At 38.9% G+C, this 12,239-nt stretch carries 16 protein-coding genes; 4 read left to right on the top strand and 12 right to left on the bottom strand.

All coding sequences use genetic code 11. The features are described 5' to 3' along the window. Positions 1 to 8: 8 nt before the first annotated feature. The 3 genes from WAA20_RS06660 to WAA20_RS06650 are packed head-to-tail and all read right to left on the bottom strand — an operon-like array spanning position 9 to position 3,045. Positions 9 to 788, bottom strand: a complete 780-nt coding sequence (locus WAA20_RS06660; RefSeq protein WP_081373606.1) for an ABC transporter ATP-binding protein — start codon at positions 786 to 788, stop codon at positions 9 to 11. 2 nt (positions 789 to 790) lie between these two features. After that, the gene (locus tag WAA20_RS06655) at positions 791 to 1,807 is read right to left on the bottom strand and encodes an iron ABC transporter permease (RefSeq protein WP_073384648.1); all 1,017 of its coding nucleotides are present in this window, start codon (positions 1,805 to 1,807) and stop codon (positions 791 to 793) included. Next, complete coding sequence (locus WAA20_RS06650) at positions 1,807 to 3,045, bottom strand: ABC transporter substrate-binding protein (RefSeq protein WP_073384650.1); 1,239 nt, start codon at positions 3,043 to 3,045, stop codon at positions 1,807 to 1,809. The genes WAA20_RS06655 and WAA20_RS06650 overlap by 1 nt, the downstream gene beginning before the upstream one ends. A 119-nt stretch (positions 3,046 to 3,164) precedes the next feature. On the opposite strand from WAA20_RS06650, the gene WAA20_RS06645 reads away from it, so the two are divergent. Next, positions 3,165 to 4,022: a LysR family transcriptional regulator gene (locus WAA20_RS06645; protein WP_073384652.1), complete on the top strand. Its 858-nt coding sequence runs from the start codon at positions 3,165 to 3,167 to the stop codon at positions 4,020 to 4,022. Between the two features lie 16 nt (positions 4,023 to 4,038). Here WAA20_RS06645 and WAA20_RS06640 read toward each other — a convergent pair whose 3' ends face one another. From WAA20_RS06640 to WAA20_RS06630, 3 genes are all read right to left on the bottom strand, one after another. Beyond that, on the bottom strand, positions 4,039 to 4,674 hold the full coding sequence (locus WAA20_RS06640; RefSeq protein WP_081373607.1) for an L-2-amino-thiazoline-4-carboxylic acid hydrolase: 636 nt from the start codon (positions 4,672 to 4,674) through the stop codon (positions 4,039 to 4,041). A 389-nt stretch (positions 4,675 to 5,063) separates the two neighbouring features. Further along, positions 5,064 to 6,011 (bottom strand): L-lactate dehydrogenase, encoded by a 948-nt coding sequence (locus tag WAA20_RS06635; RefSeq protein ID WP_073384654.1) that lies wholly within the window; start codon positions 6,009 to 6,011, stop codon positions 5,064 to 5,066. Positions 6,012 to 6,097: 86 nt separating this feature from the next. Then, positions 6,098 to 6,868: a 4Fe-4S binding protein gene (locus WAA20_RS06630; protein ID WP_073384656.1), complete on the bottom strand. Its 771-nt coding sequence runs from the start codon at positions 6,866 to 6,868 to the stop codon at positions 6,098 to 6,100. A gap of 172 nt (positions 6,869 to 7,040) precedes the next feature. On the opposite strand from WAA20_RS06630, the gene WAA20_RS06625 reads away from it, so the two are divergent. Next, on the top strand, positions 7,041 to 7,700 hold the full coding sequence (locus WAA20_RS06625; RefSeq protein WP_073384657.1) for a Crp/Fnr family transcriptional regulator: 660 nt from the start codon (positions 7,041 to 7,043) through the stop codon (positions 7,698 to 7,700). Here WAA20_RS06625 and WAA20_RS06620 read toward each other — a convergent pair. The 5 genes from WAA20_RS06620 to WAA20_RS06600 form a co-directional block, all read right to left on the bottom strand. Then, entirely contained in the window at positions 7,697 to 7,861 is a 165-nt protein-coding gene (locus WAA20_RS06620; RefSeq protein WP_167562629.1) for a hypothetical protein, read from the bottom strand. The two genes, WAA20_RS06625 and WAA20_RS06620, sit on opposite strands and share 4 nt — an antisense overlap. A gap of 13 nt (positions 7,862 to 7,874) precedes the next feature. After that, positions 7,875 to 8,093, bottom strand: coding sequence for an aspartate dehydrogenase (locus WAA20_RS06615; RefSeq protein WP_110072856.1), 219 nt, complete (start codon positions 8,091 to 8,093; stop codon positions 7,875 to 7,877). After that, positions 8,090 to 8,551, bottom strand: coding sequence for a thioredoxin-dependent thiol peroxidase (bcp, locus tag WAA20_RS06610; RefSeq protein WP_073384661.1), 462 nt, complete (start codon positions 8,549 to 8,551; stop codon positions 8,090 to 8,092). The genes WAA20_RS06615 and bcp overlap by 4 nt, the downstream gene beginning before the upstream one ends. Positions 8,552 to 8,644: 93 nt before the next feature. Continuing rightward, positions 8,645 to 9,322 carry a dihydrofolate reductase family protein gene (locus tag WAA20_RS06605; protein ID WP_073384663.1) on the bottom strand — a complete coding sequence of 226 codons (678 nt, stop codon included), beginning with the start codon at positions 9,320 to 9,322 and terminating at the stop codon, positions 8,645 to 8,647. Positions 9,323 to 9,519: 197 nt separating this feature from the next. Then, on the bottom strand, positions 9,520 to 10,053 hold the full coding sequence (locus tag WAA20_RS06600; RefSeq protein WP_073384665.1) for a macro domain-containing protein: 534 nt from the start codon (positions 10,051 to 10,053) through the stop codon (positions 9,520 to 9,522). A gap of 394 nt (positions 10,054 to 10,447) precedes the next feature. Here WAA20_RS06600 and WAA20_RS06595 point away from each other — a divergent pair, with 394 nt between their 5' ends. Both WAA20_RS06595 and WAA20_RS06590 read left to right on the top strand, forming a co-directional pair. Continuing rightward, the gene (locus tag WAA20_RS06595) at positions 10,448 to 11,011 is read left to right on the top strand and encodes a metal-dependent hydrolase (RefSeq protein WP_073384667.1); all 564 of its coding nucleotides are present in this window, start codon (positions 10,448 to 10,450) and stop codon (positions 11,009 to 11,011) included. Between the two features lie 30 nt (positions 11,012 to 11,041). After that, positions 11,042 to 11,284 (top strand): helix-turn-helix domain-containing protein, encoded by a 243-nt coding sequence (locus WAA20_RS06590; protein ID WP_081373608.1) that lies wholly within the window; start codon positions 11,042 to 11,044, stop codon positions 11,282 to 11,284. Between the two features lie 167 nt (positions 11,285 to 11,451). Here the strand turns inward: WAA20_RS06590 and WAA20_RS06585 are convergent, their stop codons facing one another. After that, positions 11,452 to 12,207, bottom strand: coding sequence for a carboxymuconolactone decarboxylase family protein (locus WAA20_RS06585; RefSeq protein WP_073384669.1), 756 nt, complete (start codon positions 12,205 to 12,207; stop codon positions 11,452 to 11,454). Positions 12,208 to 12,239: the final 32 nt, after the last annotated feature.

Here is a 12,239-nt window from a genome sequence, read left to right as displayed (position 1 = left end):
ACTTTTCATTAAACTGAAATAGCAACAGGCTGTACAGTCGTATAACCGCTATTACTGAAGCCAATTTCAGCATCAACTTTAAAAACCTCCTTGATATTTATTTCGGTCAATACTTCTTGGGGCTTCCCATATGCGAATACTTTTCCATCTTTTAAAATTGTTATTCTCTTACAAAATCTCGCAGCTTGCGATAAGTCATGCATGATAACTATTGTTATGGCCCCGGTTTCTTTACAGTATTGCCTTGCAAGAGATAAAAGATTTAGTTGATGATACAGATCAAGAGCTGATGTTGGTTCATCCAAAAGAAGAAGCTTAGGCTTGGAAATCAAAGCCTGAGCCATAATAATAAGCTGTTTCTGTCCTCCCGATAAAGAACTGAAAGTCTGTTCTTCCAAGCTTCTGATATTTAATCTTTCCATCACTTCATAAACTTCTTTTACCATCTCATCTGATACACGCATTTTTAGATGATTAACTTTTCCTAACAAAACCATTTCAAACGAAGTCAATGATGAATTAAGACTGGTAACCTGAGGTACATAAGCTATATCTTCTTTCTGACATATTTTTTTACAATTAGTAATACTAACTTTTCCTGAATATGTCTGGATTCCTGCGATCGATTTCATAAGAACGCTTTTCCCCGTTCCATTGACGCCTATTATGGCATATATTCCTTCACCAACATATTCCAAATTTACTCCATCAAGCACCTTCTTCAATCCAAAGCTCACCTTAATATCTTCAAGCTTGATCTTCATATCAAAATGATCATTCATATTCATTTTCAAACTTTCTTCCTCAATAAAAGATATAGAAGAAACGCCACGCCTACTATATTTGTTATTATTCCAACAGGTATTATTTCACCAGGTTTTAATATCTTGGCAATAACAGATGCCGCCAAAAGAATGATCGCTCCCATAATTGAAGACAGGCATAGCAAAAATCTCTGATCATCTCCAACATAAGACCTTGCAAGATGTGGTGCTACAAGTCCAATAAAACCTATAGCACCAACATAAGAAACCGCTACCGCTGTCAACAAGGAAGAATACAGATATATCTCTTTTCTTAGCTTTCCCGTATTGATTCCAAGACTTCTTGATCTTTCTTCGCCTGTTGAAAGACATGTAAGCTGCCATGTAAGTCGCATCGACAATAAAAAGATAATTAAAAAACATGCAATACACACAAACGAACCTTCTTCTGTCGCTTTTGATAATGATCCAAACATCCAGTGCATTATTTCTGAAAGCTGATCCTGACTTGCAAGATACTGCATCAGAGACTGTAATGCACTGAACAGAAACGTAACAACTATTCCGATCAAGATCATTGTTTTTGAATCTGTATTATTTCTGCATATCGTAAAAATCATAGCTGATGTCCCAAGAGCAAATATAAGCGCAGATAAAGAAGTATTTATCCAGGCGACCGGGAGAAAAGGAAATCCTGTCACAACAGAAAGAGCTGCTCCAAAGCCTGCTGCAGACGATATCCCCAATGTATATGGGCTGGCCAGAGGATTTTGAAGTATCGTCTGCATATGTTCTCCTGCCAGTGCCAATGAAGCTCCAACTCCCAGACAAGTCATGGTCATTGGCATTCTGATAGACCAGATAATAAAATGGTACTTACTTTCTTTAGATGGTCCATCCAGTAATATCTTCATCGCTCCACTGACAGACAAATTAGAAGATCCTGTAAACAGATCCGCAAGGAGCAACAATAACATAACTATTGAAGCCAGCACTATTATCGCAAATCTTTTTCTGTTAAGTCTTCTATAATAACTGTTCATCACTGAATGTCTTCCACTTTAAGGTGATAAATAAATGTTCCATCTATAGGAATTGAAGGAAGATACTTTTTCGAATATTCTTCAAATTCCTTTTCAGGATCAATATCAGCAAACTCTTCAGGATAAAGAACTTTTGCGATATATTCAATGATTATGTAGTCACGAAGTGTTCTTAATGTATTATTCTCAATGCAATAAATCTGATCATTTTTAACAGCGTTTAAATTATCAAAACCGGGTCTGCTCCCAATAAGACCTTTAGCAGACTGTATAACATCTTCTTCTGAAACATTGTATCCCATCAAAATTCCATCAGATGAATCATTTGCTGCCTCGCCGCCAATAATGAACCATACTTCCGGATCCTGTTCCAAAATATATTCCATATCAAGAGTTGTACTTCTGCCATTTTCGCTAGACTCTTCCAGTGAAAATGCTATATCTGATGCCCCGGCTTGTGCTAAATAGCTGCCAAAAAGATAGTGAGAAAAGTCAGATACTCCTACTTCTGAATAGGTACCTATTACGCTATGAAATTCATGAAATGTAGTCTTTGACTGTTGAATAGTCGAGACGATATCTCTTACCTTTTCCATCCCTGCTTTATAATTTTCAATGATTTCATTAGCTCTATCTTCCACACCAAATACTTTTCCAAGCACTTCTGTAGAAGCAATATGTGTTTCCTCTGTAGCTGTGGAATAATCTATAATTACAACCGGAATTCCTGCTTCTTCCAATAGTTCCACCTTGTCAGTAATAGCATCATACTGGTACTGCCCCATAATGGCCACATCACAGTCAAGCTCTATCAGTTTTTCCACATCAATATTATCCTGTAGTGTTGAACCCACATCTATCATATCTGCGTAGCCTTCTACATTCTCTTTATAGATCGTTGCCAGAGTATTTGCATATCCTTCTGTATCATACAGAGACGTTGCTTTAACTCTTGTAAATGCGTCAGGGCCTACAACCGCAAGAAAATTCTCATAGTAATATCCAAGATATGCATTCTCTACAGGAAGTGTTACTGTAACCTCTCTGCCGGCAAGATCTGTCACTGTAACTTCACCCGTCTGCTGTTCTGCTTCATTATCATTTTCATCGACTGGCAAAGAATTCCCTGTATTACTTTCCTTTGCCTCAGACGAACCGACACCACATGCACATACACTTAATGTGATAACTCCAGTTAAAGTAGCAGCAATAACTTTGTTAAATAGCTTATTTTTCATAATGTTCCTCCTCTTCAGTATTTTCTTATTGAAATAATCTAACACAATAACTATGATTATAAAAAAGAATAATTTCGATTATTATTATCGATTTTTTTCATAGGAGGATTCTAAATATTATGAATAAGGATCAGCTTCTTACGTTCTTATCTCTAGTAGAAACCAAAAGCTTCACACGTACTTCTGAAAACCTGATAGTTGCTCAATCCACTGTAAGCAAGCGCATACAAGAACTTGAAAAAGAAATCGGTAAAGAATTATTTGTAAGAAATAACAGAAAACTATCGATAACTCCTGCTGGAATCACCTTTTTAAATTATGCAGAAGAAATCATAAACTTAGAAAACATAGCTCTGGAAGCCATACAACAAAATGAGAAATTTTCGCATTTTCTGTCTGTTGGAACTGTAGATGCTTTTTATGAGCTTTGGTTAAAGAAAAAACTTAACAGTTTTGCAAATGAGAATCCCTCTTTTTCAATTAAAATTGAAATCAATACCAGCAACCAACTAATTACCAGTATAAAAAAATTAAGGAATGACGTGATCTTTTCACATCATTCCTATGATAATCCTAACTATAACTGTAAACTGATCATGCAAGAAGACGTTCTGCTTGTAACCTCTTCAGAAAATACAAAGTTCAAAAATGGAATAAACTCATCTAAGGTAAAAACTCTGCCAATGATCCATTCTGATTTTCTTTACTCGGGTACATATCAGTGGCTTTTTCCTCCAGCACACCGTTTTCAGCTTAGTGTGAATAGCGCAGCCAAGGCTCTCCCTCTTCTCTTTGGCAGTGCTTGGTATACCATTCTTCCAAGACACTTGGTGAATAAATACTTATCAGATGGAACTTTAATAAGTATACCTATACTTGATGGCGCGATTCCTCCTGTTGATTATTATGTAATATATCCAAAAAAGCATCATCAAGACACTGCTATTAAATGCTTTCTGGATCAGATTTTATCCTAATGTCACCAACATATCTTTATTTCTTTACAAGTTCCATTTTAAAATCGCACAGGTCATCCCCTGCTCCGATTGTTTTAGTTCTGCTAAATTTAAGACCTGGAAGATTTCCATATGAATGAATATCATTCTCGCAAAACAGAATGTTAAGTTCAGGACATCCCTGCTCTGTCAGATACTTATTGTATGGACACTGTGTGATGTCCATACGAAAACTTTCTTTCTCTCTGGGATAAAAAATATTATTGAATCCAGAAGCCTCTCCGAACATCTTGTGGCTCATTGAATCCCACATATTCAAAAAGTATTTCTTAAAGCCTGGGATCTTGCAGCATTTTGCTATCATCTGCCCTGTTTTTTTAGATTTTTCTGCCATGATCTTCTTCATAACATCATAGGCCATATCAGGATCAGTCTCCTTTATAGCAAGATAGATGGCTGCTGCCGGAAAGATAAATCCATCTGTGTGCATGGCAACACCTTTAGAAAGATTCTGATGTTCATCATACATTCTGTATAGCCTTTCATGTGCATCACGCCATATCTTTTCACTCTCTGACGTAGAAAGTCTTGTGGCAATCTCGTCTTTGAATACCTTTTTGCCTTTCATGGTTTTAATAGTTTTCATCTTCAGCTCAGCATTCTCGTTCACCATAATATCTCCTTATAGTCTATGCTACTTCGTGCAGCAAAAATTGACCCTTTAAAGTCATACGGTATGTATGAAAGAATTTTCCTCGCAATCTCATTGTCATCAGTTCCGCTCCAGAAGATCTTTATATACATTTTGCTAAAAAGCTTCCCTGCGTGAGAACATCATCATATATATTCTTCGATGCCTGATAAGCTTCCTGAATCTTATCCGCCATTAAAATTCTCCTCCTCTGAACGATTATGGTTTTATGATAGCACTTGTTGTTAGTTTGTGCTAACTTTTTTCTCAAAAAGTAGAAGGACCAGCCTTTTACCAGGTTGATCCTTCTATACAATCTTCGTCTATATAGATGATAAGCTAAATATGCTTGTGGTACACATGCCAAAACATCACAGTGCATCATCCAGCACTTTCTTCAATGTATCAGCAGATGCCTTAAGCTGCTCTTTCTCCTTATCGCTTAATCTGATTGGCACTAATCCTTCTACGCCTTTTCTTCCGACAATAGCTGGCATACTGAGAGCAACGTCATCAATACCATTTTCTCCATGCTGAATGCTTGATATTGGAAGGATAGATTTCTCGTCACGGATTATAGCTTCGCAGATACGCCTTACACTCATTGCAATGCCATAGTAAGTAGCACCCTTTTTCTCAATGATACCATAAGCACTGTTCTTTACGTTCTCAGCTATCTCTTTCATCGCTTTTTCATGTTCGAAGTGTCCTCTCATCTCACAGAAATCGTGAATAGGAATACCTGAAACATTCGCACTGCTCCAGGCTGCAATCTCACTGTCGCCATGCTCACCTATGATAAAAGCATGTACAGAACGGCTGTCTACGCTCAGGTGCTCACCAAGAAGATACTTGAATCTGGCGGTATCAAGCACTGTTCCTGAGCCAAATACTCTGTTCTCAGGAAAACCGCTGAGCTTTGCTGCAGCATAAGTAAGTATATCAACCGGATTAGCTACGATAAGAAGGATTCCTTCTGTGTTATACTTGGCGATCTCAGGGATTATGGATTTAAATATGCTTACATTCTTTTTCACAAGATCAAGCCTTGTCTCACCGGGCTTTTGTCCAGCTCCTGCGGTAACAACTACGACTGCAGCATCGCCTGCATCTTTGTAATCGCCTGCATATATCTGCATTGGTTTTGCAAATGGAAGTCCGTGACTTATATCAAGTGCCTCTCCTTCTGCTTTTTCTTTATTGACATCTATCAGCACCATCTCAGAAAAGAGCCCGCTCTCCATAAGAGCAAACGCTGATGCTGAACCAACGAATCCACAACCTACTACTGCTACTTTTCTTTCATTTAATGCTGTCATGGGTATACCTCCTTAACTATTTAAACTACTTTTAGTATAAACTCGATTTTAACAAAATCCTATGAAATATAGACTTATTGAGAATTCTAATCAATTACTTCTCCATTTCTGGATATCGTAATAACCTGCCATGGAAGGAACTTTCCGCTATTTCTTATTGCATTTTCTGCAGCTCTCTGAAGTCCTCCGCAGCAAGGAACTTCCATTCTTACTATGGTCACACTGGCGATATCATTATTTGCTATTATCTCTGTAAGCTTCTGCGTGTAATCGCCTTCGTCAAGCTTGGGACATCCAATCATTGTAACCTTGCCCTTCATGAATTCTTCATGCATGTTTGCATAAGCATAAGCTGTGCAGTCAGCTGCAATTAGGAGTCTTGCATCTTTATAGAAATCTGCCTGTGTTGGAAGAAGCTTTATCTGACAAGGCCACTGCATCAGTCTGGATGGGTGAGTGCTCATTCTGGTGATCATATCCTGTCCGGGATCACTGTCTTCCTGGGATCTGCTCTTAAGCATCATAAATCTTGAACCGGGGCATCCATGGCCTTCGGCGTGCTGATGCATTTCAGTCATCATCTTGTTTTCGCACTGATGCATATTTTTTACTGATCCTTTCTTTTCCTGAGCTGCCTTAACTGCTGCCTCATCATAGGCAGGTGCTTCTCTTTCTTCAAAAGTGATTGCGCCTGTCGGGCATCCCGGAAGACAATCTCCAAAGCCGTCGCAGAAATTTTCTCTTACAAGCTTTGCTTTTCCATCTATTATGTCTATTGCTCCTTCGTGGCAAGCTGTTGCACAAAGGCCGCAGCCATTACATTTTTCTTCATCGATCTTTATTATCTTTCTTACCATTTTCAAACCTCTCTGTTTTTCATCTTTCACAAATGTTTGGTCAAGTACTTATTTGTGCTTAAACACCTTACAAACAATGTCTATCCTTGTTTCGATGGTGTCAGTATACTATACTGTTGGTAACATGTATGTTGTTTAAACCACATTTTGCGAATTATTCAGAGGGCATCTCATGGAAATAAATGGTATAGAAAAAAGCAGACTGTTCCTTGGCATGACAACAAAAGAACTGTCCACATGCCTTGACCTGCTGGAAGCTAAAGAAAAGAACTATAGAAAAGATGACATAATCCTTCATGCCGGAGACAAAACCTCCGCTATAGGCATGGTGCTTTCTGGAAGCGTTACTATTGAAAGTAATGACGTCTGGGGCAACTGCACGGTCCTAAGCCATGTCGGAAAAGGCCAGTACTTCGCCGAAACCTACGCACTTCTTGGCGAAGTTCTTCTTGTTGATGTCAGAGCTAACGAAGACTGCAACATCCTTTTTTGCAATATAAGAAATCTCCTTGATGACAGCAAAAAGAGCTCTTCCTTGAAGGAAAAGCTCCTTAAAAACATACTTATTATCTCATCGCAGAAAAACCTTGTTCTCTCTGGTCGAAGCTTTCATACTTCTCCCAAGAGCTGCCGCGGACGCCTCCTGTCATACCTGAATGCTATCGCGCTTCAGACAGGTTCCAGAGAATTTGATATCCCCTTCAACAGGCAACAACTTGCTGATTACCTGAACCTCGAAAGAACCAATATGTCCAAAGAACTCTCGCACATGAAAGATGAAGGACTGATTGAGTATAAAAAAAGTCATTTCAAGCTTCTTAAGGTTGATTAGCCCTGGGCTTTATCCTCTTTCTTATCCTCAGTCTCTTCAACCAGTACAAATCTGTCATCCGGTTGTTTACATCTGGGGCACTGATCTATATCTCTAATACTTCTGCCCTCTTTCTCCTCATCAAAAATGTACCCACAAGCCATACATCTGTATACCGCCATAAGCACCTCCTGATCAATAGACTTTCTCTATTTCACCACTGATTCCGTACTCATTCATGAACTGCAACAGATCTTCAGAATCCCTGATAAGCATAACTTCCTCAAAAGATCCTGTATGAACATCCATAAAACCTGCAACCTGCTCTCCATTGCAGATGCTCGCCCTGATCACAGGCTTCTTGTTTTCTTTATCGTAAGTTTTCTTTTCAGCTCTTTTCTTAAAGAACATCAGTCACCTCCAAGGATTTCCAGCATATCCTGAGGGTTCTCTGCGGCTTTGACCTTATCCATAGCCTTAACGATAACGCCCTTTTCATCGATCAGATATGTAGTTCTCACTACGCCCATCGACACTTTGCCATAGTTCTTCTTCTCTTTCCAGACATCATAAGCCTTGATAACCTCAAGCTCTGTATCTGACAAAAGAGTAAATGGAAGTCCGTACTTTTCCTCAAACTTCTTATGAGATGCTACGGAATCCTTACTAACACCTAGTACAATGGCACCTTTTTCGCGGAACTGAGGATAGAGATCAGCAAAGCTGCATGCCTGCTTGGTACAACCGGAAGTATTGTCTTTAGGATAAAAATACAAAACAACCTTCTGACCCTTGTACTCCGACAATGAATGCATTGTTCCATTCTGATCCGGCAGCTTGAAATCAGGTGCCTTTTTACCTACTTCGAGCATAACTTACCCTCCTTATGATATGATGTTACCCTTCTCTATGTACTCCTTTATCAGTTTGTCCGTAACTTCTTAATAAAGCTTTTATGAAAAAATCTATACCACCTTATACCTGAGTCTCACATAAGAATTCTCAAGTGCTTCACAACTCTCCAGTTGCAGTACGCCAAGAGACTTTAGTTCATCTGTATTAGTGATAGAATTGCCATCGATAAGTGTTGATGTATCCTTACCTCCTATAAGCACCGGCGCCACAACGATATCAACATAATCAAAAAGCTTTTCTCTTAAAAGTATACCATTTATAGTTCCGCCGCTCTGGATCGTGATCCTATCACAGCCATACTCTTCTTTTAGTATACAAAACGCATCTTTAAGAGATGGTGTCTCCTGATAGATAATATGGAGATTGTCCTCTTTGACACTAAATGCCGGGTGATTCATATTTGATGTTATAAGGACAAACTCTTTAGACCTGGCGCAAAAGTATCTTATTCCATGCTCGGTAAGATGAGTGTTATCAAGCAGTACAAAAGAAACCGGAGTCTTTTCAGGATAAGGCTTTTCATTAACCCCCATCTTCTTCTGAACTCGTCCTGTGTTAAATGACCATAAATCTGTGGTCTGCTCTATCTCATAATACTGATGAAGTCCTTCGCATAATCCTTTGATCCCCGGAAAGTCTTTGTCCACATCAAGATCATCCGATGCTCCGGGACTTATCTTTCCATCCAGTGACATTAGCATAAATAAAGTTGTGATCGGTCTATTCATTATGAATCTCATCCTTTCTAGTTTTTATATAGATACGATCATAATGTGTTCACGCGGATGAATCATGACATATCTTGCTTTGTTTTGTCAGGTTCGGAATTATGTTCTATGGTTATTCTTACCTGTCTTATATTTATGTCTTATTTCTGTATTGATTCTATCTTGATTCTGCCTTGTTTCTGTCTTATGTTTCTATCCTATAATCCTTCCGTAAACTCAGCCTCTGCCTTTATCATCTCACCTTGCCCAAAAGCACATAGCTTTACATCAATCTCATAGTCAGGGTAATCCTGAACGAACTTTTTATAAGCCTTTAAACACTGCTTTGTTGACTCACCCACAGGATTCTCCAGATTCCCGCCAAATATACCTGAACTTATCAAAGGAAAAGAAATACTGTGATAACCATTTTCTTTCAAAACACAAAGCGAATTGTAATATACATCAAACAGCTTATCAAAAGCAGTTGGCGTAGCTGCAAAATTTGGTCCGACAGCATGGATAATCGCCTTTGCATTAGTAAGCTTAAACGCCGGCGTGATCACCGCATCACCATCATTAAGCGGAGTCTTGATCTTCCTGCAAGCATCTGTCAGCTCCTGCATTCCCGCCTTACTAAAGATAACACCACATATTCCGCCTCCAGCCCAGAGGCCACTATTGGCTGCGTTCACCACTACATCAGCCACCTGATCTGCACATGAACCATGAATAAGCTCTATCTTGCTCATCTTCCAAATCCTCTATAAAATAATCCGTTAATTATACTTTTTCAATATGCTTCTTGATCACATCGTCCGCGACTTCATGAATTCCAAAAACATATCATTATCTATATTATAATCTATATATCATGAATATACATCAGATCGCCAAAGCTCAGATTTTATGCCGTATTGCATTGATTTATATACGGATATAGTTGATAATAAGAATCTGATGTACTGTTATGTTCTTAATTAACCAAATTATTAGTCTATGAATTTATCTATTACGTTATAAAATCTTTACACTTATTGCGTTGCCTTCGATTTTATTCCTTGTATATAAATCCATATACTTCGTATTTTGATCAAAGATGAACAAGCCAGCACACCAGACTAATTTAAGAAAGACAAGTTCCAAATGACATCACCGCAGCATATCGTGGCCGGAGCCTCACTTGCAACATTCACCGGCGCACTATATTACAACATTACAAACAACTGGACAAACGCATCCGTTATCAATACAGCCAGGAAGATGCGTTACTTTTTTATTCCCGTGCAGCAGGATCTGATAACGCTATTTTTCATATTTTTTGTACTTGGTACATTGCTACCGGACTGTGATACAAAAAAATCATGGATAGGCCGGGTTTTCCATCTGCCGATCCGTCACAGAACGCTTACCCATACTTTATGGTTTAACTTCATATTCTTCTTTATCGGTATGATGTGGCAACCTCTGATGGGGATTGCTTTAGGATATTTCACCCATTTACTGTGCGATTCTTTTTCCAGACAAGGCATATGCTGGTTGTACCCTTTAAATCGCTACAAGTATTTCGGACACGGACGCAAGGTAAAAGACTCTCACTTCTTTTTTCTGTATAATTCAGTTCTTACAGGATGGCTGGTCTGCGGCATAATGGTCTTATTAACTGTCGTGTATATTACTGCAACAGGCGCAAAGTGTATCTTGAAATAATAGCTAGTTTTTCTCCCACTCTTTTATCACATGAGAAATCTCCTTGCGAGACCATGGCGATTTAATGAATTGCAGAAATCATTAGATGGTATTAGTCAGAAGGTCTTAACTGATTCCTTAAGATCAATGGAAGCTGACGGAATTATTGTAAGAACAGTTTATCCTGAAGTTCCTCCAAGAGCAGAATACTCTCTCAGCGAACTGGGTGAATCCATGAGACCTATTATCAAATCCATGGAGGAATGGGGTCTGGATTACAAGAAAAACATGTAAAAAAGGGTCTATAGTATCCCTTTTGAATATTGAAATCTCTATTTCCAAAAATCACTTATAAGCTTTCTTAGCAGTCGTGGCCAAATTGATAGGCTTCTTTCATTGCCTTGGTTGCTTGAACCTCGCCTTTTTTCCAAACTCTTTCTCCCCAGATGATTCCTTTGATATTATTTCAGTTTGCCGTAGTCTTCATCAGATACAGCTTCCAGCCATTCATTGCTTGTCTCTTCACCTGCAACCTCGATCGCAAGATGAGAGAACCATGAATCTGGTGCTGCTCCATGCCAGTGTTTAACTTCAGCAGGAATGTTTATCACTTTACCGGGTGTCATTTCCACAGCATCTTTGCCCCATTCCTGATAATATCCTCTTCCACCGATGCAGATCAGCATCTGTCCGCCGCCGTTTTTCGCATGGTGGATATGCCAGTTATTTCTGCATCCCGGCTCAAAGGTTACATTGAAAATAGAAACCTGCTCTTTTGATACAGGAGCCAGATAACTCTGTCCTACAAAGAACTCTCCATAAGGATTCTCTTCTCCAATGGGGAAGAAAATGGAATTCTGATACTTATCCTTCTCTGTAACAGCCTCTGTCGTTTCATTCCACACTTCTTTTGCCAGTCTGAATACTGCCCAACCCTTAGGCCATCCTACATACATAGTGGCATGGGTTATGATTGCTGCAATTTCTTCCTTACTTACACCATGTGCCTTCGCATTCTGAAGGTGATATGTCAGAGAGGAATCCGTGATACCTGAAGCCATAAGTGAAACCACTGTAATAATGCATTTGGTCTTCACGTCAATAGCTTCTTCATTCCATACCTCACCAAAAAGTACGTCATCGTTTAGGTGCGCAAACATTGGTGCAAATTCGCCAAGCTGATTTCTTCCTGCTGTCTGTACTATCTTCTCACTCATTTTCATCTTCCTCACTTTCCTATCTTCTGATC

The sequence above is a fragment of the Butyrivibrio fibrisolvens genome, assembly GCF_037113525.1.
GTDB lineage: Bacteria > Bacillota > Clostridia > Lachnospirales > Lachnospiraceae > Butyrivibrio > Butyrivibrio fibrisolvens.
The sequence above is the reverse complement of the archived record's forward strand: the minus strand, read 5'-3'. Positions and strand labels throughout refer to the sequence as shown.

Bases quoted from the DNA above. Each gene is read 5' to 3' on its own strand.
- WAA20_RS06600 (WP_073384665.1), bottom strand. From the start codon at position 10,053: ATGAGCAAGATAGAGCTTATTCATGGTTCATGTGCAGATCAGGTGGCT.
- WAA20_RS06595 (WP_073384667.1), top strand. From the start codon at position 10,448: ATGACATCACCGCAGCATATCGTGGCCGGAGCCTCACTTGCAACATTC.
- WAA20_RS06630 (WP_073384656.1), bottom strand. From the start codon at position 6,868: ATGGTAAGAAAGATAATAAAGATCGATGAAGAAAAATGTAATGGCTGC.
- WAA20_RS06660 (WP_081373606.1), bottom strand. From the start codon at position 788: ATGAATATGAATGATCATTTTGATATGAAGATCAAGCTTGAAGATATT.
- WAA20_RS06585 (WP_073384669.1), bottom strand. From the start codon at position 12,207: ATGAGTGAGAAGATAGTACAGACAGCAGGAAGAAATCAGCTTGGCGAA.
- WAA20_RS06645 (WP_073384652.1), top strand. From the start codon at position 3,165: ATGAATAAGGATCAGCTTCTTACGTTCTTATCTCTAGTAGAAACCAAA.
- WAA20_RS06640 (WP_081373607.1), bottom strand. From the start codon at position 4,674: ATGGTGAACGAGAATGCTGAGCTGAAGATGAAAACTATTAAAACCATG.
- WAA20_RS06625 (WP_073384657.1), top strand. From the start codon at position 7,041: ATGGAAATAAATGGTATAGAAAAAAGCAGACTGTTCCTTGGCATGACA.
- WAA20_RS06620 (WP_167562629.1), bottom strand. From the start codon at position 7,861: ATGGCGGTATACAGATGTATGGCTTGTGGGTACATTTTTGATGAGGAG.
- WAA20_RS06590 (WP_081373608.1), top strand. From the start codon at position 11,042: ATGAGAAATCTCCTTGCGAGACCATGGCGATTTAATGAATTGCAGAAA.
- bcp (WP_073384661.1), bottom strand. From the start codon at position 8,551: ATGCTCGAAGTAGGTAAAAAGGCACCTGATTTCAAGCTGCCGGATCAG.
- WAA20_RS06650 (WP_073384650.1), bottom strand. From the start codon at position 3,045: ATGAAAAATAAGCTATTTAACAAAGTTATTGCTGCTACTTTAACTGGA.
- WAA20_RS06655 (WP_073384648.1), bottom strand. From the start codon at position 1,807: ATGAACAGTTATTATAGAAGACTTAACAGAAAAAGATTTGCGATAATA.
- WAA20_RS06605 (WP_073384663.1), bottom strand. From the start codon at position 9,322: ATGAATAGACCGATCACAACTTTATTTATGCTAATGTCACTGGATGGA.
- WAA20_RS06635 (WP_073384654.1), bottom strand. From the start codon at position 6,011: ATGACAGCATTAAATGAAAGAAAAGTAGCAGTAGTAGGTTGTGGATTC.